Source organism: Lacisediminimonas sp. (assembly GCF_030645335.1).
In the GTDB taxonomy this organism is placed as follows: Bacteria; Pseudomonadota; Gammaproteobacteria; order Burkholderiales; family Burkholderiaceae_D; genus Lacisediminimonas.
Genome location: NZ_JAUSNH010000156.1, coordinates 1 through 21020 on the forward strand (window position 1 = coordinate 1; position 21020 = coordinate 21020).

General features: G+C 60.7%; 21 protein-coding genes. 8 read left to right on the forward strand and 13 right to left on the reverse strand.

Going from position 1 to position 21020, the window contains the following annotated elements; genetic code table 11:
* Nucleotides 1–17 precede the first annotated feature (17 nt).
* The 5 genes from Q7T64_RS10870 to Q7T64_RS10890 form a co-directional block, all read right to left on the reverse strand.
* Nucleotides 18–500, reverse strand: a complete 483-nt coding sequence (locus tag Q7T64_RS10870) for a tetratricopeptide repeat protein (protein ID WP_304795399.1) — start codon at nt 498–500, stop codon at nt 18–20.
* Nucleotides 501–553: 53 nt separating this feature from the next.
* The gene (locus tag Q7T64_RS10875) at nt 554–1654 is read right to left on the reverse strand and encodes a hypothetical protein (protein ID WP_304795402.1); all 1101 of its coding nucleotides are present in this window, start codon (nt 1652–1654) and stop codon (nt 554–556) included.
* 93 nt (nt 1655–1747) lie between these two features.
* Complete coding sequence (locus Q7T64_RS10880; RefSeq protein ID WP_304795403.1) at nt 1748–2851, reverse strand: type III secretion system translocon subunit SctE; 1104 nt, start codon at nt 2849–2851, stop codon at nt 1748–1750.
* Nucleotides 2852–2889: 38 nt separating this feature from the next.
* Nucleotides 2890–3414 carry a SycD/LcrH family type III secretion system chaperone gene (locus tag Q7T64_RS10885; RefSeq protein WP_304795406.1) on the reverse strand — a complete coding sequence of 175 codons (525 nt, stop codon included), beginning with the start codon at nt 3412–3414 and terminating at the stop codon, nt 2890–2892.
* Between the two features lie 55 nt (nt 3415–3469).
* Nucleotides 3470–4135, reverse strand: a complete 666-nt coding sequence (locus Q7T64_RS10890) for a hypothetical protein (RefSeq protein WP_304795408.1) — start codon at nt 4133–4135, stop codon at nt 3470–3472.
* Nucleotides 4136–4253: 118 nt separating this feature from the next.
* Here Q7T64_RS10890 and Q7T64_RS10895 point away from each other — a divergent pair, with 118 nt between their 5' ends.
* From Q7T64_RS10895 to sctV, 3 genes are read left to right on the forward strand one after another with little or no spacing between them, the layout of a single operon-like run.
* On the forward strand, nt 4254–4640 hold the full coding sequence (locus Q7T64_RS10895; protein ID WP_304795410.1) for a hypothetical protein: 387 nt from the start codon (nt 4254–4256) through the stop codon (nt 4638–4640).
* A gap of 4 nt (nt 4641–4644) precedes the next feature.
* Nucleotides 4645–5007, forward strand: coding sequence for a tetratricopeptide repeat protein (locus Q7T64_RS10900; protein ID WP_304795412.1), 363 nt, complete (start codon nt 4645–4647; stop codon nt 5005–5007).
* Nucleotides 5007–7115, forward strand: coding sequence for a type III secretion system export apparatus subunit SctV (gene sctV / locus Q7T64_RS10905; RefSeq protein WP_304795414.1), 2109 nt, complete (start codon nt 5007–5009; stop codon nt 7113–7115). Before Q7T64_RS10900 ends, sctV begins: the two co-directional genes overlap by 1 nt.
* 53 nt (nt 7116–7168) lie before the next feature.
* Here sctV and Q7T64_RS10910 read toward each other — a convergent pair whose 3' ends face one another.
* On the reverse strand, nt 7169–7504 hold the full coding sequence (locus Q7T64_RS10910; protein ID WP_304795416.1) for an STAS domain-containing protein: 336 nt from the start codon (nt 7502–7504) through the stop codon (nt 7169–7171).
* Between the two features lie 65 nt (nt 7505–7569).
* On the opposite strand from Q7T64_RS10910, the gene sctD reads away from it, so the two are divergent.
* Genes sctD through Q7T64_RS10925 form a run of 3 tightly spaced genes read left to right on the forward strand, consistent with a single transcriptional unit; the run spans nt 7570 to nt 9531 of the window.
* Complete coding sequence (gene sctD / locus Q7T64_RS10915; protein ID WP_304795418.1) at nt 7570–9021, forward strand: type III secretion system inner membrane ring subunit SctD; 1452 nt, start codon at nt 7570–7572, stop codon at nt 9019–9021.
* Nucleotides 9022–9024: 3 nt separating this feature from the next.
* The gene (locus Q7T64_RS10920) at nt 9025–9246 is read left to right on the forward strand and encodes an EscE/YscE/SsaE family type III secretion system needle protein co-chaperone (protein WP_304795420.1); all 222 of its coding nucleotides are present in this window, start codon (nt 9025–9027) and stop codon (nt 9244–9246) included.
* Nucleotides 9247–9291: 45 nt separating this feature from the next.
* The gene (locus Q7T64_RS10925) at nt 9292–9531 is read left to right on the forward strand and encodes an EscF/YscF/HrpA family type III secretion system needle major subunit (protein ID WP_304795422.1); all 240 of its coding nucleotides are present in this window, start codon (nt 9292–9294) and stop codon (nt 9529–9531) included.
* Nucleotides 9532–9675: 144 nt separating this feature from the next.
* On the opposite strand, the gene Q7T64_RS10930 is transcribed toward Q7T64_RS10925, so the two are convergent.
* Complete coding sequence (locus Q7T64_RS10930; RefSeq protein ID WP_304795424.1) at nt 9676–11907, reverse strand: glycosyltransferase family 41 protein; 2232 nt, start codon at nt 11905–11907, stop codon at nt 9676–9678.
* Between the two features lie 301 nt (nt 11908–12208).
* On the opposite strand from Q7T64_RS10930, the gene Q7T64_RS10935 reads away from it, so the two are divergent.
* Nucleotides 12209–12976 carry a hypothetical protein gene (locus Q7T64_RS10935; RefSeq protein WP_304795426.1) on the forward strand — a complete coding sequence of 256 codons (768 nt, stop codon included), beginning with the start codon at nt 12209–12211 and terminating at the stop codon, nt 12974–12976.
* Entirely contained in the window at nt 12977–13387 is a 411-nt protein-coding gene (locus tag Q7T64_RS10940; protein WP_304795428.1) for a DUF2237 family protein, read from the forward strand. It abuts the gene before it with no gap.
* A 9-nt stretch (nt 13388–13396) separates the two neighbouring features.
* Here Q7T64_RS10940 and Q7T64_RS10945 read toward each other — a convergent pair whose 3' ends face one another.
* The 6 genes from Q7T64_RS10945 to Q7T64_RS10970 all read right to left on the reverse strand — a co-directional run bounded on the left by Q7T64_RS10945 (nt 13397) and on the right by Q7T64_RS10970 (nt 20941).
* Nucleotides 13397–14701, reverse strand: coding sequence for a dienelactone hydrolase family protein (locus Q7T64_RS10945; protein WP_304795430.1), 1305 nt, complete (start codon nt 14699–14701; stop codon nt 13397–13399).
* 190 nt (nt 14702–14891) lie between these two features.
* Entirely contained in the window at nt 14892–15659 is a 768-nt protein-coding gene (locus tag Q7T64_RS10950) for a hypothetical protein (protein ID WP_304795432.1), read from the reverse strand.
* A gap of 224 nt (nt 15660–15883) precedes the next feature.
* Nucleotides 15884–16675, reverse strand: coding sequence for an ABC transporter ATP-binding protein (locus tag Q7T64_RS10955; RefSeq protein ID WP_304795434.1), 792 nt, complete (start codon nt 16673–16675; stop codon nt 15884–15886).
* A gap of 40 nt (nt 16676–16715) precedes the next feature.
* Complete coding sequence (locus Q7T64_RS10960; RefSeq protein WP_304795436.1) at nt 16716–18497, reverse strand: ATP-binding cassette domain-containing protein; 1782 nt, start codon at nt 18495–18497, stop codon at nt 16716–16718.
* Nucleotides 18497–19555, reverse strand: a complete 1059-nt coding sequence (locus Q7T64_RS10965) for a branched-chain amino acid ABC transporter permease (RefSeq protein ID WP_304795438.1) — start codon at nt 19553–19555, stop codon at nt 18497–18499. Before Q7T64_RS10965 ends, Q7T64_RS10960 begins: the two co-directional genes overlap by 1 nt.
* Nucleotides 19556–19786: 231 nt before the next feature.
* Entirely contained in the window at nt 19787–20941 is a 1155-nt protein-coding gene (locus Q7T64_RS10970; RefSeq protein ID WP_304795440.1) for an ABC transporter substrate-binding protein, read from the reverse strand.
* Between the last annotated feature and the right edge of the window lie 79 nt (nt 20942–21020).

The following is a 21020-nucleotide window of genomic DNA, read 5'->3' on the forward strand; positions in this document are numbered from 1 at the left end:
GCTCGAAAATGTCCTGGCTAGCCCGGGTCATGATCTTGCGCCAACGCCAGCCAACCTTCAGCCCGCTCTGCGAATTTTTTGTATTCGTCGGGCTTGTTTGCAGCCAGCACCAGCACGCGCTGCATCACGCCGATTGCCTCCTTGGCATGCCCGATCGCCAGCAGGCACTCGCCGGCGTGCATCAGGGGTTCCGGCTTGTCCGGTTCAACCATTGATGCGGCGCCAAATACACCGAGTGCATCTTCATAGCGCTTCTGCATCTTCAGTGTAATCGCATGACCAAGAAGGAAGCGGAAGTCCATCGGCCGGTACACCCGCAGCGCGATGAACATGTCATGTGCCCGGTCAATCATCTCGTTGCGTAACCAGCTCAGTCCCAGCAGATACATGTTTTCGAGCTGCTCGGGCGAAAGGCGATGGTGCGCCTCGCGCGCGGCCAGCTGCTCGCGCAGGTACTCAATGACCTGGGGTTCGACGCGGGGTGGGGTCCATGCTTGCACTGTGAAATGCTCCTCGTTCCTGGTTGTCGTGCTGACAGTTGGCCTCAGGCCGTTCAGCTCATATTGCGATACATGGTTTTGTTGGTATCGGACGTCATCTGCACCATGCTTTGCAGGTTGCCAAGGGTCTTCTTGAAGTCCTCGCCGGAATTCGCGTACGAACTTTGAATGGTTTGATAGAGCTTGTTGTTTATCTCCATCAGGGACTGTATTTTTGCCTGTTCGGCCTGGTCCTTGTCCGCATGGTACTTTGCAGTGGCACCGCCTACCCGAAACAAGCCATTGATAACCGAGCCGGTAGCCTGCGTGATCTGGCCGAGCAGTTCGGCGTCCTTCATGGACTTGTCAGCAGTGCGTGCCAGGTCTTTTGCCTTATTCAAATCAATGGTCGCCGTCGCGATTCCCGCGTCGGCCTTGGATTGTGTAGCCTTTGCGGCAGCAATTTCATTTTTCAGATTCGCTTCCTCTGCCGCATGTTTAGCGTCTTGCTTCTTCATTGCCGTCATGTCTTTTTTGCTGACGCCAACGGCTTTCATCTTCGTCGCCAGATCGGCGCGCGCATTCGTGGTCTTCGCTAACGCCGCACTGGCTTCGTTGCGGACCTCTTTCGCACCGTCCGCAATGGCTTTGGCATGCGATTTTTGACTTACTCCGTGTTCAACTTTCATTTGTGCGTCAAAGTTCAGGTCCCCGGCCTTTGCAAGCTTTTTGGCGCTCTTCAGGCCGCCAACGCCCGATACTGCGCCACCGATCATCGATCCGGCAGCCTGAACCACCTCGCTGGCCAGATTTGCGGCGGCCGCCGATAGGGCTTTGGAATGGACGTCTTTGATATTCTCGTATTCGTTCAAAATCGATTGGCCGGTCGCGTCCGAAAGCGGCTTGCGCTGCTCGGACAGGATATCCAGGAAGATCTTCTGCAATTCCGACATGTCGGCTTCTGCAAACTTTCCGGAAAGCGAAATGCCCGAACTGATGGCTGAAAAATCAAGCCTTGTTTCGTCCGTTAGGACGCCGATATCATTCAGGTATTCCAGCAGCTCGTCGTTCCCGTGAGTCTTGAGGAACTCGCCAAGCATTTCCGCCTGCGCAGGCGACAGTACCTGGTTCTGCTGCGTCACGAAAAGGTAGGGGATGTTTGGTGGGATTTCCATGCTAGCTCCTTCAATAAGCGTCAAAATTCGGATTCAGCATTCGAGCCGTGCGTCGGCATGTTGGTGAATGCATCGATGAACCGGGTAAACGGCTCAGGCCGTCGAGATTCCCCTGACCGAGGCGGATGCAGTTGCGTGTGACTCCTGGATCATGTTCGAAGCCGATTCCAGCTTGGACTGGACGTTCTGGAAAATATTCATCATTGCCGTGTTGTTCGCTTGCAAGCTGCGGCTCAACAGGTTGATCAGGGCGTCCTGGAACTTCTTGTGGGCCAGGCTGTTTTCCGCATCGGCTTTCAAAAGCGCGACATGGATTGCCACACCACCGGAAGTGATGGCGACGGTGGCATCGAAGACCTGTGATCCAATCTCCAGCCCCTTGGTGGCGGCGGACATGGCGGCGTTGCCGGCCTCCAGGGAGGTTTTGGCCACGGTGTGCATGCCTTTTGCCATCGACCCGATCATCGCTGCAGCGACAGCGACATTGGCGAATACGGTCCATCCGGTGACCCATGACGCCCGCTTTGTGGGGTCGTCCAGGCCCAGCGCCTTTTTTGCCACGGGATCGGCTTCAATCGATTGCGTGACATGCTCGACCAGGCCACCCAGATTGAACTGGAGCTTGACCTTTTGCCCGTTTGCGCCGGTCACTTCCACATTCAGTTCCTGCGCAATGCCATCGGTAATGTCGGCGACGGCGCTAATGACACCGATGGTGGCGGCAATGGCGAGGCCAACCACGACGCCCCCGGTGGCCACCGACGCCGCATACGCAGCCGCGACACCAATGATTGCGCCGATCAGACCGGCAATCTTACCCAGCCAGTTCAGGGCCTTTTGAGCGGGGTCGAATTTTGCCTTTTCCCTGTTCTTCTCCATGATTTCATTCTGGAGCCGCTCGGTCTCTTTGTAGTGATCCTTTTGTCGTGCGACGAAGGAGTCTGCCATGGCTGCCTGCGTCTTCAGCGTCTCATGGTCCATCGCCGCCATTTGCCCGGAAACACTCACCGTGATCGCTGACAGGTTGAATTTTGGCAAATCAAGGACTGGCGTCGAAATCCAGGACAGGACGCCGGATTGGCTGTTCTGTGCATAGGCTACCGATGCGCCGATTGCGGGCTTGCTGCCAGGCTTGGCTTCAAACTTCGGCAGCTCGATGCCGGTGAATGACGACGGCAGGGTTTGTTCAATGTTCATGTTGGATCCTCTTTGTTTGCTTGTCAGTTCGTGGGAGGCTATTGGCTGGCCGGCGTTGGCGTGGTAGCGCCATTGAGCACTTCCATCAAGCCTTTCGCACGCGACTGGATTTTCGCGTCGCGCTCATCCCGTGCCGGCATCTCCAGCAGGTGCTCTATCGAAGCCCTGGCCTCGTCCCGCTTGCCCAGCGCGAGCATGCATTCGGCGGCATGAAAGACAGGCTCCGGATCGCAGACATCCAGCGTTGCGCAGAGAACGTAGTACTTGATTGCCTCAGTGTGCTGGCCTTGCATTTGCATGCAGGCCGCATAGCCCTTGTAGAAGCGGCGATCGAGATGGTTGCACAGCAGCAGGGCGCCAAATGCCTTTTGCGCCTGGTCATATTTCCCTTGTCCGAACAGCGCATAGCCATTGGCGTACAAGGCCTCCATGGCCTTTGGCGTATGGCCGAGCATTTGGCCGATCGTGGTGCCGGCGATCATGCTCTCCCATACCTTGACGCCGTTGTTGAGAAAATCTTCGGTCGGAGCAATCTGGCCAGGCGGTGTCACGGTGTTTGTCATGTTCTTCCAGCTCGTATCTATGGGTGAGCCGTCACCAGTCGGCGTAGCGGCAATGTCATCGGAAATTACCTGTCACTTTTTCGCCGCTCGACTCATACGCCTTGAACAGCGTGGTGGCCAGATCCCATCCTTCGTTGTAGCGGGTCAGGATTGTCTGCAGGTCGAGCTGGTCACGCTGGCTGCCCGAGCTGACGGTGTCGCTCTTTGTGCTCAATATGGTTTGCCAGGCCGTGCTGTCAGACTGTTTGGGGGTCGAGCTTTCGGTGATGTTGATGCCGACCGCTTTCCAGCGCAGGATGATCGCCGTGCGCTCTGCAGTTCCCTTGGCTGGCAGGGTCATCAGCGCATTGGGGTCGGTGCCGGTTGGTGTGTATTGGCGGATTTCGTTGAGCGCTTCGTTGATTGCCTTGAGCTCAGCTGTGTTTTTGCTTGCCTTGTCCTTGCTGATGTTGAGCCTGTCGGCCAGTACCAGTGCTTTGCCAATGGCGACCACCGCATTGGCCAGATACGGATCCTGCGAATTCGAGAGTTTCATGAACTCCTGGAGACCCTTGATCCCCAGCTGCTGCAGTTCGCGCAATGTTAAATCAGCCACGGTTTCTCCCTCAAAGACATCCCGATCGAGCGACGCGATAAAAATGTGTCCTGCAAATCCGATTCCGACGCTTAGTAACGGACGGCTGGATCCGGTTCCGGGCGGGGGGTCATATTTGATTAACAAGGAACCAATTCGTTGAATTTGTTACTTACTAGCGCAACTCGAAAATGACCGGCTGACTGCGTGCCGATCAACGGAGGGCACGCCCGCTTGGCGATCAACAGGGGATCATCAATTTTCCATGCCCGAGACAATAAGCAGATCCGAGGTATTCAATTTCTCCAATAGCCTGGTCAGCGTCACGCACAAGAGTGGTGTGGAGGCGCCGTTACCGGATGCTGGCGAACTGGTGCGCTCCGATGAGGCGGCGCCGCCTCATCTGGACGCCATGTTTGTCGCGTTCAACATCAGTCGCTTCAAGGATATGGCGCTGCGGCCGCTGATTTCCTGGCCGCTGCCGTCGCAACTGGATCGTTCGATGGAAGACCTGCAGTCGGCATTGCTTGCCATGGCCGAGGCCGACCCCGAGCTGGCCGCATGGGCCGGCGCAGCCAGCAAAGTATTGAAAGACGACATGGCGCTGCAAAAGTTGTTGCGGCTGTACATCAATTCACTGATTCCTTGCTGAGCGCATGAACGAAACTACCGCAGCGCTACAGCACGAACATTGCGACCTGCTAAGGATGCTGGGCTATGCCTACCTGCAGAACGGGCAGCCCGAGCGCGCATTGCCGCTGTTTCGCCTGCTGCATGCGATCGATGCCAAAGATGTCCATGCAGCAGAATCGCTGGCGTGCACCTTATTGCACCTGCAGCGTGCGGACCAGGCCGTGGCCATCCTGGATCGGCTGGTGCGGGACGAAACCGCGACGCCGCTGACCTGGCTGCTGCGCGGCCAGGCCCTGGTGCTGCTGGGCCGCATGCCTGAAGCGGCGCGTTCAATGCGCGTGTTCGTCGCAGTTCGCAACCGGCAAGACTTCTGGAGAGCCCACTGATGGATGCTGTATTCAATCGCCTCCAGGCCGGCCTTGAATCGATTGTCAAGCGCAACGACCTGGTGCTCGCCACACTGATCGTCTGCATCATCTTCATGATGATCCTGCCGCTGCCGACCTGGCTGGTCGACGCGCTCATTGCAGTGAACATGTGCATCTCGGCGATCCTGCTGATGGTCGCCATGTATCTTCCCAGTCCGCTGGCGTTTTCCTCATTCCCCTCGGTTCTGCTGATCACCACGCTGTTCCGGCTGGGGATCAGCATTGCGACCACACGGCTGATCCTGCTCAATGGCGATGCTGGCCACATTGTCTACACGTTTGGCAATTTCGTCGTCGGCGGCAACCTGGTGGTCGGCCTGGTGGTGTTCCTGATCCTGACAATCGTCCAGTTCGTTGTGATTACCAAGGGCGCTGAGCGCGTGGCCGAAGTGGGCGCGCGGTTTTCGCTGGACGCCATGCCCGGCAAGCAGATGTCGATTGACGCCGACATGCGGGCCAATGCGATCGACATGGATGAAGCGCGTCGCCGTCGCCGGCTGGTCGAGAAGGAAAGCCAGTTGTACGGCTCGATGGATGGCGCGATGAAGTTCGTCAAGGGCGACGCCATCGCCGGCCTGATCGTGGTTGCGGTCAACCTGTTGGGTGGCGTGCTGATCGGCGTCATGCAGCGCGGCATGACCGCCGGCGACGCGGTTGCCGTTTATTCGATCCTGACGATTGGCGATGGCCTGATTTCCCAGATTCCTGCGCTGTTCATCTCGATTTGTGCCGGCATGATCGTCACCCGTGTCAGCGACGACGATGGCGGCGGACCGTCGAACGTCGGCAGCGACATCGGCGCGCAGTTGCTGGGCCAGCCGCGTGCGTTCCTGATCGGCAGCGCAGTCATGTTGGGTTTTGCATTGATACCCGGCATGCCGAGCGGCACTTTCATGGTGCTGGCGATCGTAGTTGGCCTGATTGGCTTTCTGTTCCTGCGCTCTCAGAAAACCGTGATCGACGCCAAGACCGGCAAGAAGACAACTGTGTCGGGCATCCAGACCGGTTCCGCGGCGGCGGCCGGCCCCAAGACCCGTGACAGCGAAGGCCTGACGCCAACCGTGCCGCTGATGCTCGACGTACGTGCCGACCTGGAGAAAGCCTTTTCACATTCGCTGCTCAGCGAGGAACTGTCCAAGGTCCGGCGTGCGCTGTATTTTGATCTGGGCGTCATTTTCCCCGGCATCCAGCTGCGCTTCAATCCGCAGTTGCCGCCAGAGGCTTACCTGATCCTGGTCAACGAGGTGCCGGTGTCGCAGGGGCGGCTGCGTCCCGGCTACCTGCTGGTGCGTGAATCGCCGGAGAACCTGACTGCACTGTCGGTGCCGCACGAAACGGACAAGCGCTTCCTGCCGAATATCGCGACGATCTGGTCGGTGGAGGACCTCGGGCCGATCCTGGCGCGCACCGGCATTCCATTCATGGAGCCCACGCAGGTGCTCAGCTACCACATCGCCCAGGTGCTGAAGAAGTACGCCGCCGAATTCATCGGCATCCAGGAAACCCGTGCCATCCTGACCGAGCTGGAAGCGAAATTCCCCGAGCTCGGCAAGGAGGTGCAACGCGTGATGCCGATCCATAAGATTGCCGACATCCTGCAACGACTGGTCGGCGAAGAGGTGTCGATACGCAATCTGCGGGCAGTCATGGAGGCGCTGATCGAATGGGGGCAGAAGGAGAAGGATTCTGTCTTGCTCACCGAGTATGTCCGAGTCGCACTCAAGCGCTCTGTCAGCCACAAATATGCTGGTGCCGGCAATATGCTGCCGGCCTATCTGTTGGCGCCCAATGTGGAGGATACCGTGCGCGGCGCCATTCGCCAGACTTCAGGTGGCTCCTACCTTGCGCTTGATCCGGGCACCACGAAGCGGCTGGTGGAAAACATCAAGCGCGCCGTCGGGGACCTGTCGTCCAGCACGCAACGGCCGGTATTGCTGACGTCGATGGATATACGCCGCTACATGCGCAAGATGATCGAACAGGAAATGTATGAACTGCCGGTGCTGTCCTACCAGGAACTGACGGCAGAAGTGAACATCCAGCCGTTGGCAAGGATAGAGTTGTGATGCCGACCCATGTCGCAAGTGGTCATCCGGCACGGCGCGCGGTCGCCATGCGATCAGGCGGCGTGGGCGAGCGCTTCCTCCAGCGTCGGCGACGTCGAGATGACTGCCGACATGCCAGTCCAGTCCAGCAGCTGGCCCGCTTCGGCCGGCGGCGTCACGATGGTGACCACGCCATTGCTTGCGGCGAGCTGCTTGTGGACCGACAGCATGACCCGCAATCCTTCGGCCGACAGGTGTTCCAGCGCCGAGAGGTCGAACACCACGCGGCTGGTGCCGGCCGCGATGGCAGCGCTTGCACGTTGTTCGAGCTCTCCAGCCTTGCGATGGTCGAGCATGCCCAATGGCCTGAGTACCAGGATGTCGCCGTGCTTTTCACTTGCAATGCTCATGGCTGTGACTCGCGGAGTGGGTGTCGAACAATTCTAACCCGCAGTCGATCCAAATGGTGAGCGCGATGGATCCGGAAATCGCCCTTGTCCTTGAATTGCGTGTGTTGCACGGCCCACAGGCCGGCAGCCGCCTGCAGCTTGGGGTCGGCGAATATCTGCTTGGTAGCGGGGACGACTGCACCATCATCCTGAGCGGACCGCGCATCGAGGAAGAGCACGCCATCATCGTCTTTGATGGCGATGAAATTGCCATCCGGCCCATCGATGGCAGCGTCTGCGACGCCCAGGGCAATGACATAGAAGCAGAGACCGTACTGGCACTCGGCTTGCCGGTAGAACTCGGCGGTGTGTGGCTGGCGGTCGACCGCGTTGATGCACCGTGGCCAGCAGCCGAGGCAGTCGGACCGATGCCGCGCGCGCTGCAGGTGGATGCTGAGGATGCCGATGAGCCCAAGGCGCCGGTGCACGGCTCCGCCGACGCGCATGCCGAAGCCTTGCTGCAGCAAGCTGCAAGCGATCAGGATCAGCAGGAGCAACTTCCAGCGAAGCAGTCCGCGCAGGTGCGCGGCAAGCAGTGGCTGCGTGGCTGGCGTCCCGCTCATCTGATCGTATGGCGACCCAGGCTGGCCCTTGCCGCGGCGCTGCTATGCAGCCTGGTTGCAATCGGCGTCGCCGCCGCTAGCTGGTTGACGGGACTCGGCGATAAACAAGAATTGATCGACCCACCCGAAGTCATCACGCAAGCGGCCAAAAAGCCGCCGCCAGCCCTGCTGGCGATACTGGAAAAGCAGGGACTGACCAATCGGCTGAAGGTCCTCCCGGACGCCGGTGAATGGGTTGTGGAAGGCTATTTGCCCAGCTCAGCGGCCCGCAATGCGCTTTCCGACGCGTTTGGCACGCTGGAACAGCGGCCGGTGCTACGCATCATCAATGAAGAGGAACTGGTGGGCAATGCCAACAATTTCCTGGCCAAAAGCAACAAGCCGGCATCGCAGCTGCTGCGCGCGGAGAATGTTGGCGCCGGTACGGTGCGTATTACTGGTGCGGCCAGCTCGATTGCATTGGTCAATGCGGCGGACGAGGCGATGCGCCTGGCCGTGCCAGGCATCCTGAAAGTCGAATCGACGGTGCTGTTCCCCGATCAATTGGCTGGCCGCCTGCGCGAACAGTTGGCTGCGGCGGACTTGGCCGGACGCATCAAGACAGTGGAAGAGCGCCCCGAAATGATCCTTGAAGGGACGCTGACAGCGGAAGAAACCAGCCGCTGGGAAAGCGTGCTGGTTGATTTCTCACGGACTTACGGCAGCGTGCTGCCGATCCGGGCAAGCATCGGGCGCGTCAAGCCGCGCCTGCCGGTCAATGTGCAGGCCATTGTCGGTGGCCGCACGCCCTATATCGTGACCGAGAGTGGCGAAAAAGTGAACACTGGTGGCGACATCAATGGGCACACCCTGCTGATGGTGCGCGACGCAGAGGTGGTGTTTGAAGGCAGCAAGCGCATTCGCATGGCGAGGTGAACAATGAGCCAACCGCATTTTTGGCTGGAAATAGAAAACAGGCTGTACGGTGATGCCGATGGCGCTTATCGCAGAGAAATCAACAGGCAGCTGGCTGCGATGCGGGCGCGGGTCCAGGCCGGCTTGCGCGTGCAGTCAGATCCGAAAAACTTCCGCGAATTGCAGGCAGCCCTGCGCGCCGTGGAGGCAGCCACAAAAATCATGACGAAGTACGGACTCAACTAATGACTGTTCGTCCAGACCGGACTAATTGAACGCAAGGGGAAGAAAATGGCAGAGGGTACAGATCTAGCAACGATCTATGGCTTTGTGAAAACCGGGATGTCCAATACAGATGCCGACGTGAAGTTGGCATTGAGCGGCCTCTCGTCTGGCTCAACACTGACCGTGCAGGATATGGTGAAGCTGCAGTACACCATGTCGGTTTTCACGATCACTGCACAAACGGTCAGCTCGGTAATGAAGGAAATGAGCGATGCAATGAAAAGCGTGATCCAGAAAATGAGTTGATTACACCCTTCCCGGATCGTGCATCGTTAATGAACTTGCGATGCCCGTCCCGGTCGGGCGGCATTGTGCCGCGCCCGGCGCCGCCTGCGCTTGTGTTCCTGGCCCTTGCTTCCCAGGCTGCGTACTTCGTCGGGTCTAGGCGCGTCATGCCGTGGCTGCAGTTGCCCGCAACGCCGCAAGCGAGCGGTAAGTCGATTCGAGTTGCCGCGTAAATGCGGCAGTGTCAAACAGCGGCGTCAACAGACGGGTTTGTTGCAGTCGCATTGCCAGTTCGCATAGTTGTCCCCGGTCGCTGGTCGCCAGGGCAAGCGCTCTTTCGCGGTAGGCAGGCAGGGAGTCGCATACCAGCTCGGGCAGGCCGGCAGTCTGCAACAAGCTCGTTGCCACCCGTCCCGCAAAGGTCCTTCCTGTGCATGTCAACACCGGCAATCCCGCCCATAGCGCGTCGCTGGTCGTCGTGTGCGCATTGCATGGCAGCGTATCCAGCGCCAGGTCAGCCAGGCGATGCCGGGCCAGGTGCAGCGCCTGTGGCAGCCGCGGTGAAAATACCAGCCGCTCCCCACCGACGCCACGCGCCACGGCCTCCCGCCTCAAGTTCTCCGCTTGGCGCGGACTATCTTCCAGTAGCCACAGCACGCTTCCCGGCACATCGGCAAGCACCGACATCCACACATCAAACATTTCCGGGGACAGCTTGGCCGACTGATTGAAGCAGCAAAACACAAATGCGTCCGCAGGCAGTCCGAACTGCTGGCGCGTCAATGGCAGGTCAGCGATTTCGCGGGTGTTGTCGGTACACTGGTAGCAGCCGTCCAGGTAGACGATCTTTTCCGTGTAGTGCTGCTGCTCGCCAGGCGGAATCACAAGGCGGTCGGCCAGGAGGAAATCCATCGATTGCAAGCCGGTGGTGCCGGGGTACCCCAGCCATGTCGCCTGGACCGGCGCTGGCCGGTACGGGAACACGCCCGGTCGGGCATCGCTGGAATGGCCCATCAGGTCGACCAGCACGTCGACTTCGTGCTCGCGCACCCATTGCGCAATCTGTCGGTCGTCGAATTTACCGGCCTCGACGAAGCGATCGACACAACGCCTGATCCTGTCAGTCATCTCATCGGCGGGATGGCTGCCCAATGCAATTGCGCTCAGTTCAATGCGGCTTCGGTCGTGATGTTCAAGCACGCCGGCCAGCAGCCGTGATGTCGGATGTATGCGGAAGTCCGCAGACAGATAGGCCACATGCAGCCGCGCATGGCGGTAACGCTCGCCCGTCCATAATGGCTGGCGCGGTTCAACATGCCTGGCCACATACCGTTCGGCGACTGCGCGTTGCAGCCCGGGATCATCCATCGTCATCATCGCAATGAAAGGCTGCTGCGCATGCTTGCCATCGCGGCTGGCCTGCTCAAGCTGTTGCAGCCATTGCGCATCGTTGCGCCAGTCGCAGGCTGTGCGAAACGAGAACAATGCCGCCCCCAGCGCGTAATCGGCATCCGGCGCCAGCTCGATCAGGCGCGCATAGGTCGCCATCGCCTCGTCATGGCGCTTCAGCGTCACCAGCAGGTTGCCGCGATTGAACAGCGTGGCGATGTATTGCCTGTGAGGACGGGCGGATTCGCCCTCGAACCGGAACTTGCCATCTGCCGGCAGCGCATGTGCCGGCCAGATGGCCAGCGCCTTGTCGCAGCAGGCCAGCGCCCGCTCGTGCTGACCCTGCCGCAGCAGCGTCGCACCGCAGTTCGACCAGGTCCTGGCATTCTCCGGATCGACTTCCAGCGCCTGCTCTTGCAGCGTCAGCGCTTCGTCATAGCGTTGCAGCATGTGCAGGGTCAGGGCCTTGTTGACCCAGGCGCTGGGCATTGCCGGATCCAGTGACAGTGCCCGGTCGAAGCACGCCAGCGCCTGCTCGTATTGCTTGAGTTCATGCAATGCGCTGGCCCGCGCCGCCCATGCACCGGCATGCTTCGGCGCCTGGTCGGTCGCCCGCGTGCAGCTTGCCAGCGCCTCCTCGAAGCGTTCGAGCTCCGACAGAAGGGTGGCGCGATCCAGTTCCATGGCAAGGTCTTGCACGCCGAGTTCATCAAGCCGCGTGTGGCAGTGCAGCGCATCGGCCGGCTTGCCGGCCCGCCACAGTGCCCGCGCCAGGTTGGCATGCGCGTCCGGCGCGTCCGGCGTCAAGTCCGCCACCTGTTGCAGCAGGGCGACTGCCCGCAAGTGGGCGCCGGCGATCGATTGGATCACGCCCGCCATTTGCAACAGATCCCTGTTCGCCGGCTCATGCACCAGGGCTTCATCAAGCAGCAGCGCCGCACCGCGAAAGTCCTGTTCCTGCAGGCTTCGCTGGGCACGTGCAATGAGTTCGATGGATGCGGGGATCATGCATGGCTCCTCGGCGGACGGCCGCGTCCGGCCAGTGTTAGCGAAAATTGAATTTAGCTAACACTCTTTGCGTGGACAACGCCGGTTAAACAATTCGCGTAATTGCTAACATTTGATGAGTGGGCGTGGCCACACGGTCGGATAGAATGGTGGCAAAACCATAAAGCAGACCTGTTGAGGAGTGCAGCATGAAGGGATCGCAGTGCCTGATCATCATCGCCCCGGCGGCGCCATTTCCCGGCTGTCTTGCTGTCAGCCGCAAGCGCCAATCTCTCCAATCATTGCAGCATTGTCCTGATTGATGTCATTTCAAGGTGAATCACGACGCGGCGCCGCCGAGCTGGCGCCGTCGCCCGGTGCATGGCTGATGGCCTTGCTGCTGTTGATGCTGTTGACCTGGCCGGCGCGCCCGCTGCACGCCAAGAGTTTCAACGACAGTTGCGAAGCGCGTTTGCCGCCGCTTCCGGTCACGGTGGTCACCACGCCAATCGCCTATAAGCTCGACCTCAGCCTGCCGCACAAGGAAATTGCACAGCTCGCCGGGCCGGCCAAGACCGGCGCCTATGTGCTGGGCCTGACCAAGGCGCGTTTCAGCACCCGCATCACCTACCGGGCTAACCTGATGCAGGATCGGGTCAACCAGAAAGAATGTCTGTTGCCGGCGATTACGGTCACGCTGTCCTATCCCTCGGTGGTGGTGTATATCGGCAGCGAGTTTGCCGAGGGTTCATGCTCCTATCGCGAAATCCTCACGCATGAGTTGCGCCACGTGCAGGCGTTCCAGCAGCACATGGCTGAACTCGAAACAGCTGTACGCGAAGCCATGACGGAACGCTTTGGCGCGCCGATCTATTCCGCCACAGGCCAGTCGCTGTCCTTGCTATCGCAGGAAATCAACAGTGTCTGGAAGCCGTTCATCCTGGCCGAGCAGCGAAAGGTGCAGGCCCTGCAAAAGCTGGTCGATTCACCCGAGGAATCGCGCCGGGTGGTTCGCGCCTGCGGCGGTGAATTGCGCAAGACCATACTGGATGGTCGCAACGAAGCGGCGGCAGCCGAAGGATCCTATTGAATGGCCACATCTCCAATGCCCGCAGCGCGGCTTCCCGCGCGCAATGTATTCAACGAGCCGATCATTCCCTGCTCGTTCCAGCCCCTGACCGGCTTTTTCCGCGATGGCTGCTGCAAGACCGGCGACGACGATGTCGGCACGCACGTCGTGTGCGCGGTCATGACCGACGAGTTCCTGGAATTCAGTGTGGCGCGCGGCAACGACCTGGTCACGCCGGTGCCGGAATGGGGATTCCCCGGCCTGCGCGCTGGTGACAAATGGTGTCTGTGTGCGCTGCGCTGGGTGGAAGCATGGCAGGCCGGCATGGCGCCGCCGGTGGTCCTGGAGAGCACGAATTTCCATGCGCTGGATGTGATTTCGCTATCGGTATTGCAGGCCCATGCCAGCCAGGGCGACAGCGGCGAGCAATAGGGCCGCAACTTACCTGGGCCCAGGCCCGGCGCTGGCGTCGATATTTGCTGCGGTATTGATTGCCGTATTGGTTTCGGTGCCGCCGGCGGACCGGGTCGACTCCGGCGCGGCCGTTGCCAGCGCCTCCGATTGCGGCAGGCCCGGATTGTCCGACCAGACCACATAGTCATCCACCGCGTATACGCGGCAAGGCTCGCGGCTGTTCTTCTGGCATGAGGACAGCACGCGTTCCACCGGATCGTCGCCTTCCTCCGCCCAGCTCCACGCACCGCTGGCAGATATGGCGAACGCCTTGGGTGCGCTGCGGGTCAGGAATTCGCGATAGGCGGCGCGGCCGCGCTCGCGTACGAAGGGCACTGCATTGATGTCGCCCAGCGCCGCATAGTCGGTACGCGGCATGGCCGGCTCGTCGATGATCGCCACCACCTGCGCGGTCGGCATGCCGATCTTGCGCAGGAAGCGTTCTGTCTCCGGCCACCAGATTTTCACGCCGTCACGGCTACCGACCATGCCATGCGCGTCATACTTGAACGGTCCGTAGGCCACGAGCTGGGCATGGCCGCCCTGGCTGGCATAGGCGTTGAGGAAGCGCTGTGCCAGCGCGTGGTTGAAGTAACTGTCGTTTTGGCCATAGAACCACAGGCTGGGATACACCGCGCGCGCGCCATAATCGCTGAAAGCCTGCACCAGCGCCTGTTGCCACGCACAGTCGCCGCTGTCCGAGCGCAAGCCGCCGGAAAAATTGATCAGGCCGCGCACGCCAGGCAACTTGCGCGTGCCCAATGCCAGGGTCGCGAGCCCACCGTAAGACTGGCCAGCGACGACTATGTGCTGCGCGTCGGACCAGGGCTGGGTTTGCAGGTAATCGATGGTTTGCTGCAGGTCGTTTGCCTGTAGCTGCCCATTGTTGCTCATGTTGCAGCCGTAATCCCGATAGGTGCCAGACGAGCCGGCGAAACCCTTGCGCATGGGCAGTACGACCGCATAGCCGCGCTTGACGAATTCACGCGACAAATGCAGGAAGCGATCGCGCTTTTGCAGGCGCGGATCGCCCATGTCCTTGCCGTGGTTCATGACCAGCACCGGGAACGGGCCCTTGCCGTCTGGCTTGAAGATCGTGGTCTGCAACTCGCCGCTGCCGCCAGCGCCTGCAATCATGACAACCTGCTCGTTCATGCGCGAACCGACGCTGTTGGCTGCCTGCGCAGCCGCACTTGCAGAAACCCCGAGCCAGCACGCAGCAGCGACACCGGCGGCAAGGATCAAGCTGCGGGCGGGAGCGGTGGTGCGATAGGACGGAGTTGCGTTCGGCATGGAAACCCGTATTGACGATGAGCAAGCTTGCCCATTCTAAACAGGGGTTTCTCCAGCCTCAATATTCGTTCTGGCAACTTTGGTGCAAATAAAGATTTGAACTTTTCTCGCAGGCGACTTGCCCGCGGCATACCGTTAGCCGGCGTGCGGCGGGCAAGTTCGTCAAGACTCATGCGGCCTTGCGCGCTGCTCAGGCCGAGGCTTGCGTGCAACCGCCATTGTTGCGAAGCGCCATTGCGGTCTTGCCCAGGCCCCACAACGCGATGCCCAGCGCGGTCGAGCCGCCAATGATTGCGGCCACCTTCTCGGTTTCGTGCCAATGGAACATTTTGCCAAACAGCACGCCAACTGCCGCCGATCCGCCGATAGCGAAGCCTAGGGTTATCCAATTGCTGGACAGGCGTGGCTCGCTCGCTTCGGCCTCATCGGTGGCGGCAGCGCCTGGATATGCGCGCAAACTCGGCGCGCCAGACGGCGCGGCCGACGCATCATTTTCGGCCTCGGTCAATGCGGACGGTATTGTCACCACAGTATCGTCATGCCGACTGGCTGATGCCTGGCTGGCGCGACCGCGTTGATCATTTGTCGTCCCGACGCCTATTGCAAGCTGCTTGGCATTGGCAGCGCGCTGGGTCACGGCTGGCGATGATTGCCGGCGTTTTTTTCTGCTGTCTTGCGCTTGGCTACTTGTACTTTCCGAAGTGCTGGACGAATCGCTGTCAGTGTCAATTTTCGAAGAACTGCTTGCACTCGAACGGTCGCCAGAAGCGGTGCTGCTTGATGACGAACCGGACAGATGCTTGGCGCGAACGGTGTGGGGCATGACATTTCCTGTGTGTGGTTGGAGGAGCCAGACACCTTGCAATTGGCAGGCCAGCAGGCAATGCAGGGAAATCGTGACCGGATCAGGCGAAATTAATCGGTGATCGATTAATCGTTCATCAATCGGATTATCCAACGTGCTCACGCTGCCTTTGTTGCGCCAAGCTTGGGAGGGCTAAATACGATGGTGCGGCAACGCGTACGAATGGGTGCAACGATTCGCTACGCGGGTGTTCAAATCAATCGCTGATCGGATCTTTGCAGAGGGCAGCCAATGCAGTGTCCATGGCGTGTGCCCGCTAGACCGGGCTGCCCGTATCCGCGCTTGGGCTCAAAGCTGGCGCCTCGCGTGGTTTGGGATTACGCAGACTTTTTCGTCAGCCCCAGATAAGTATCGATCACCTTCGGATCATTCGCCAGTTGATCCGCCGGCCCTTCCAGCGCGACGTCGCCCGTTTCCAGCACATAGGCATAGTCAGCCACCTGCAATGCGGCGCGTGCATTTTGTTCGACCAGCAGGATCGCCACGCCAGTCTCTTTGAGTCGCACGATGATATGGAATATTTCCTTGACGATCAGCGGCGCCAATCCAAGGCTCGGCTCATCCAGCATCAGCAACTGCGGCTTGGCCATCAGTGCGCGGCCGACCGCCAGCATCTGGCGTTCGCCGCCGGACAGTGTGCCGGCGTCCTGCTTGCGCCTTTCCTTCAGTCGCGGGAACAGGTCGAACACGACATCGAGCTGGTCGCTGTAATTGTTCTCGCGGGCACGGTAGCGGCGGTAGCTGCCCAACAGCAGGTTGTCTTCCACTGTCATGCTGGCAAACAGTTCGCGCTTTTCGGGCACCAGTGACATGCCGCGCGCCACCCTGGCTTCGATCGGTACCCCGCTCATGTCCTGGCCGCCGAGCGAAACAGCGCCGCGCAGGTGGCCCGTTACCGGCAGTGCGCCGGCGATCGCGTTGAGCATGGTCGACTTGCCAGCGCCATTGGGACCGATCACCGTCACGATCTGTCCGGCGCCCACGGCCAGGCTCACGCCATGCAGTGCTTCCACCTTGCCATAGGAGACATGCAAATCATGCACATCGAGTATCGGCGTGGCCGCCTGCGCCGACGGGGCGGCGGGCGTTGCTGCGGTTGGCAAATTCATCGTCATCGGCTTTCTCTTTTCTTTCCTTTGCGCGGCCCGGTCAGTCGACGCCGCCGAGGTAGGCTTCCAGCACGGCGGGATCTTGCTGCACCTGCGCTGGCAAGCCCTGGGCAATCTTGGTGCCAAACTCCATCACGACCAGGCGGTCGGTCAGGTTCATCACGAAGTCCATGTCATGCTCCACCAGCAAAATGCTCATGCCCTCGGCCTTGAGCTTGCGCAGCAGGTCGGCCAGCGCCTGCTTTTCCAGGTAGCGCAGGCCAGCGGCCGGCTCATCCAGCAACAGCAAGGTCGGATCGCAGCACAGGGCGCGCGCGATTTCCAGTATCCGTTGCTGGCCCAGCGCCAGGCTGCCGGCTTCCTCATACAGCAAGTGGCCCAGGCCGACCCGTTCCAGCTGCCGCTTGGCTTCAAATAGCAGCGCATCCTCTTCGCTGCGGTTGATGCGCAGGATGCTGGTCGCAATGCCCGCGACGTCGCCATGCGTACCGCGCAAATGGCCGCCGATCGCCACGTTTTCCAGCACCGTCATGTGGGTCATCAGGCGCACATGCTGGAAGGTGCGGGCGATGCCCAGCTTGACGATCTCGCGCGAACTCTTGTCGTCGATCCGGCGCAGCGCACCGCCGCTGCGGAACAGCACCTGACCGCGCGTGGCCGGCAATACGCCGGTGACCAGGTTGAACATGGTGGATTTGCCGGCGCCGTTGGGACCGATCAGGCCCATGATTTCACCGGCGCAGACGTCGAATTCCATGTCGTTGACGGCGACCAGTCCGCCAAATTCCTTGCGCGCCTTGACCACGCTGAGCACGACTTCACCCGGCGTATGCTTCTGCCGCATCGGCAGGGCCGGCGCAAAAGCGGGCGCCACGGCGGAAGGCTTTTGCGGGAAGCGGCGACGGATGTAGGGCCAGATACCGTCCCGCGCCCGTTGCAGCAGCACCACCATCAGGATACCGAACACGATCAGCTCGAAGTTGCCGTTCGCCCCCAGCAGCTTGGGCAGGATCGACTGCAACTGATCCTTCAGCAGCGTCAGCAGGGTCGAGCCGAGTATCGCGCCCCACACATAGCCTGCGCCGCCCACCACCGCCATGAACAGGTACTCGATGCCGGCGTTCAGGCCGAATGGCGTCGGGTTGACCGCGCGCTGCAAGTGCGCGTATAGCCAGCCCGAGATGCAGGCCAGCAGTGCCGCCAGCACGAAGGCGACGATCTTCATCCAAGCGGTATTCACGCCCATTGCCTCGGCCATCACGCCGCCGCCCCGGAGGGCGCGGATGGCGCGGCCCGGGCGCGAGTTGAGCAGGTTTTGCACCGCCACCAGCGCCACCAGCACGACGACCCAGATCACGTAGTACATCTCGCGGCCTTTTTCCAGCGTAAAGCCGAACAGGTTGATCGGCGGAATGCCGTTCAAGCCGTCGTACTTGCCCAGGAATTCCAGGTTGCCGAACAGGAAAAACAGCGACAGTCCCCAGGCGATGGTGCCCAGCGGCAGGAAGTGGCCGGACAGGCGCATCGTGATGGCGCCGATGAAGAAAGCCGCCGCCAGCGTCAGCGCCAGCCCGACTGCCAGGCCGATCCACGGCGACAGGCCGAAAGCGGTCGTCAGGTAGGCGGTCGAATACGCGCCCAGTCCGACAAAAGCGGCCTGGCCGAACGAGGTCAGGCCGGCCACCCCCGTCAACAGCACCAGACCGAGCGACACGATCGAATACAGGCCAATGTAGTTGGCCAGCGTGATCCAGAACTCCGGCGTGGGAAGCAGCGGCAGCAAGCCCGCCAGCAATACGAAAACCAGGAAGGGCTTGTTCATTATTCTTCTTCCTCGTCATCCACATGCCGCGACGTCAGCGAGCGCCACAACAGGACGGGAATGATCAGTGTAAAAACGATGACCTCCTTGAACGCGCTGGCCCAGAACGAGGAATAGGCTTCCAGCATGCCCACCAGCATCGAGCCGGCGGCCGCAATCGGATAACTGGCCAGGCCGCCGATAATGGCGCCGACGAAGCCTTTGAGTCCAATCAGGAAGCCGCTGTCGTAATAGACCGTGGTCAGCGGCGCGATCAGCACGCCGCACAGGGCGCCCAGGGCCACCGCCAGCGTGAATGCCAGGCGTCCGGCCTGCGTGGTGCCAATGCCGACCAGGCGGGCACCGAGCCGATTCACCGCGGTCGCCCGCAGTGCCTTGCCCTGCAAGGTATGTTCAAAAAACAGGTAGAGCGCCACGATCAGCGCCGCCGACACACCCACGATCACGATGCTTTGGCCGGAGATGCTCAAGGCGCCGACGTTGATGTTGATGTCCGAAAAAGGCTTGGTGCGCGAACCCTCCGCGCCAAAGATCACCAGCCCCAGCCCGAGCAGCGCAAAGTGCACGCCCACGGCCACGATCAGCAACACCAGTGTCGTTGCCTCGGCCAGCGGCTGGAAAGCCAGGCGGTAGATCATCGGGCCCATTGGCACCACGATCAGCATGGTCAGCACGATCTGCAGCGGCATGGCCAGGCTGGCGTTGCCGAACTGGACTGCCAGCAGCCAGATCAGGGCCGGCGCGATCACGAACTTGGCCGCCGCCAGCGACAGGATGCGCAGCATGTCGCGCCGCAATTGGGGCGAACGCAGCGTCATGGCTGCCTCCACCACGAAAGTCGCCAGGCCCAACCCGACCATCAGCGTGGCGGCATGCGGATAGCGGTCGGTCTGCATCGCCGCCAGCGTCAGGGCGCCGAACGCGACGAATTCGCCTTGCGGAATGAAAATCACGCGCGTAACGGAAAACACCAGTACCAGGGCCAGCGACAGCAATGCATAGATTGCGCCCGTGGTAATGCCATCCTGCGCAAGGATGGCGGCTATTGATAGATCCATGCTTTCTTCCCTGATGCACCCGGCGTGAACAGGATCGTGCGCTGCCTGGCGCGCGGTCCCGTCCTACTGCTGGCGTTGTTGCCGGCGCGCGGATGTCGCGCGTGCTTGTCTATTGTGTGGCCAGGCTTTGGTATCTGCATTGGCTCTTTGGTGTACTGGTTGGAGAATCCGGCAAATGCCAGCGGATGCCGTTACATCAGGCATCCGCCGACAAGACGCAAGGACAAGTGCTTACGGCTGGAACTTCCAGGCGCCATTCTCGATCTTGACGATGACGCGGGCGCGATCATCATGGCCGACGTGATCGTTCGGCGTCATGTTGATGACGGCATGTGCGCCGCTCAGGTTCTTGATGCCTTCGATGGCGTCACGCAAGGCATCGCGGAAAGCTTGCGAGCCCGGCTGCGATTTTTTCAGTGCGACCGGAATGGCAGCTTGCAGGATCAGGCCAGCGTCCCATGCGTGACCGCCGAATGTGGATACCGATCCCTTGCCATGCGCTGCTTCGTACTTGGCCGTGTACTCCATCCCGGCCTTGCGGGTGGCGTGATCCTGCGGCAACTGGTTGACCACCAGCACCGGGCCAGCCGGCAGGAACGTGCCTTCCACATCCTTGCCGCCCACACGCAGGAAGTCTGCATTGGCCACGCCATGGGTCTGGTAGATACGGCCGGTGAAGCCGCGCTCTTTCAGGGTTTTTTGCGGCAGCACGGCTGGCGTTCCGGAAGCGGCGATCAGGATGGCGTCCGGCTTGGCCGACAACATCTTGAGTACCTGGCCGGTGACGGAGGTGTCGGTACGGACATAACGCTCATTGCCCACCAGCTTGATGCCTTTTGGCGCGGATGCTGCGCTGAATCCGGCATGCCAGCCTTCGCCATAGGCGTCGGCAAAGCCGATGAAGGCAACTGTCTTGACGCCAGCCTTGACCATATGGTCAACCACGGCGCGCGACATCGTGATGTCGTTCTGTGTGGTCTTGAAAACCCAGCGGCGCTTTTCGTCCACCGGTTCGACGATCTTGGCGCTGGCGGCCAGCGAGATCATGGGTGTCTTGCCTTCGGCCACCGAGTCCACCATCGCCAGCGAGGCCGGCGTGATGGTGGAGCCGATGATGACGTCGACCTTGTCTTCGGAAATCAGCTTCTTGGTGTTCTTGACGGCCTTGGTCGTATCGGACTCATCATCCAGGATGATGTAGTTGACCTTCTGGCCGCCGATCGTGGTGGGCAGCAGGGCGACCGTGTTTTTTTCAGGAATGCCCAGCGACGCGGCCGGGCCGGTCAATGACAGGGACACGCCGACATTGACATCTGCCAGGGCGGATGCGGCCACGCCAAGCAAGGCCGCTGCGATGATCGACTTGCCGATTACAGCTTTTTTCATTTTATTTATCTCCACTATTGTTTGAATACGGCCGTACTGGCCGGCCAGTCACTGCAGGCAGATGCCTCCCCTCGATTTA

Excerpts from the sequence above, each read along its gene's own strand:
- Q7T64_RS10875 (WP_304795402.1), bottom strand. The coding sequence starts at position 1,654 with ATGGAAATCCCACCAAACATCCCCTACCTTTTCGTGACGCAGCAGAAC.
- Q7T64_RS10880 (WP_304795403.1), bottom strand. The coding sequence starts at position 2,851 with ATGAACATTGAACAAACCCTGCCGTCGTCATTCACCGGCATCGAGCTG.
- Q7T64_RS10885 (WP_304795406.1), bottom strand. The coding sequence starts at position 3,414 with ATGACAAACACCGTGACACCGCCTGGCCAGATTGCTCCGACCGAAGAT.
- Q7T64_RS10895 (WP_304795410.1), top strand. The coding sequence starts at position 4,254 with ATGCCCGAGACAATAAGCAGATCCGAGGTATTCAATTTCTCCAATAGC.
- Q7T64_RS10900 (WP_304795412.1), top strand. The coding sequence starts at position 4,645 with ATGAACGAAACTACCGCAGCGCTACAGCACGAACATTGCGACCTGCTA.
- sctV (WP_304795414.1), top strand. The coding sequence starts at position 5,007 with ATGGATGCTGTATTCAATCGCCTCCAGGCCGGCCTTGAATCGATTGTC.
- Q7T64_RS10910 (WP_304795416.1), bottom strand. The coding sequence starts at position 7,504 with ATGAGCATTGCAAGTGAAAAGCACGGCGACATCCTGGTACTCAGGCCA.
- sctD (WP_304795418.1), top strand. The coding sequence starts at position 7,570 with ATGGATCCGGAAATCGCCCTTGTCCTTGAATTGCGTGTGTTGCACGGC.
- Q7T64_RS10920 (WP_304795420.1), top strand. The coding sequence starts at position 9,025 with ATGAGCCAACCGCATTTTTGGCTGGAAATAGAAAACAGGCTGTACGGT.
- Q7T64_RS10925 (WP_304795422.1), top strand. The coding sequence starts at position 9,292 with ATGGCAGAGGGTACAGATCTAGCAACGATCTATGGCTTTGTGAAAACC.
- Q7T64_RS10930 (WP_304795424.1), bottom strand. The coding sequence starts at position 11,907 with ATGATCCCCGCATCCATCGAACTCATTGCACGTGCCCAGCGAAGCCTG.
- Q7T64_RS10935 (WP_304795426.1), top strand. The coding sequence starts at position 12,209 with ATGTCATTTCAAGGTGAATCACGACGCGGCGCCGCCGAGCTGGCGCCG.
- Q7T64_RS10940 (WP_304795428.1), top strand. The coding sequence starts at position 12,977 with ATGGCCACATCTCCAATGCCCGCAGCGCGGCTTCCCGCGCGCAATGTA.
- Q7T64_RS10945 (WP_304795430.1), bottom strand. The coding sequence starts at position 14,701 with ATGCCGAACGCAACTCCGTCCTATCGCACCACCGCTCCCGCCCGCAGC.
- Q7T64_RS10955 (WP_304795434.1), bottom strand. The coding sequence starts at position 16,675 with ATGAATTTGCCAACCGCAGCAACGCCCGCCGCCCCGTCGGCGCAGGCG.
- Q7T64_RS10960 (WP_304795436.1), bottom strand. The coding sequence starts at position 18,497 with ATGAACAAGCCCTTCCTGGTTTTCGTATTGCTGGCGGGCTTGCTGCCG.
- Q7T64_RS10965 (WP_304795438.1), bottom strand. The coding sequence starts at position 19,555 with ATGGATCTATCAATAGCCGCCATCCTTGCGCAGGATGGCATTACCACG.
- Q7T64_RS10970 (WP_304795440.1), bottom strand. The coding sequence starts at position 20,941 with ATGAAAAAAGCTGTAATCGGCAAGTCGATCATCGCAGCGGCCTTGCTT.